This is a genomic window from Chitinophaga sp. Ak27 (assembly GCF_012726295.1).
Lineage (GTDB): Bacteria > Bacteroidota > Bacteroidia > Chitinophagales > Chitinophagaceae > Chitinophaga.
Window position 1 is genome coordinate 1 of sequence record NZ_JABAOB010000022.1, and the last position, 774, is coordinate 774.

Here is a 774-nt window from a genome sequence, read left to right on the forward strand (position 1 = left end):
CTTATGGTGGTTATGCCGAGGGTGTTCACCTCTTCCCATTCCGAACAGAGAAGTTAAGCCCCTCATGGCCGATGGTACTGCACTATCATGCGGGAGAGTAGGTAGCTGCCATACTTATTAAGAAAAGCCTTGGTGCCTTTGCACTAAGGCTTTTTCTTTCTTTAAGAGTAGACACATCTTGCTGAAGAGCAGTTTTTACAAAAGTGTCCTTACATATTACTCTTTTAAAGGTCCCAGGTGACCGGGTACATTCAGCAATTAAGTTGAGAATTAATTGAAATAAGATTGAAAAATAATTTGAGATAAAACTCAAATAGTTTTGTTTGCGATTGATAAAGGTTATATCTTTGCCATCCGCTTAGAAACAAGTAATGTTCTTTATTAAGTAGGGGTCTGATAATCAATTAAGTACAACACTTTCCCAATTGAAAAGTTATTGATGCTGAAGTGATTAAAGATGCAAGAAACTTTGAAAAAGTTTTGGTGGTTAAATAAAAGATTACTACCTTTGCAACCCCAACGCAAACAGCGTAATACAGAATAAGAGTTCTTATAATATTGAAATGAAGATGTGTAACCAAAGGGGTTACAGAGATCGGCTCTCACACATCAGCAATAATCACGCAAATGAAATCTTGGAAAAGAAATCAGTGATTAAAAGTTCTTTGACATATTGGGAAATGCAAGTTGTATTCGAAATAGTAGTATTAGAATACTAAAGATTTTTAAAGCGAATAAGGGCGCATGGTGGATGCCTAGGATCTAAGAGGCGAA

General features: G+C 36.3%; 1 rRNA gene. It reads left to right on the plus strand.

Features of this window, described 5'->3' with window-relative positions:
• Positions 1-2 precede the first annotated feature (2 nt).
• A 5S ribosomal RNA gene (gene rrf, locus HGH90_RS31450) occupies positions 3-114 on the plus strand.
• Positions 115-774: the final 660 nt, after the last annotated feature.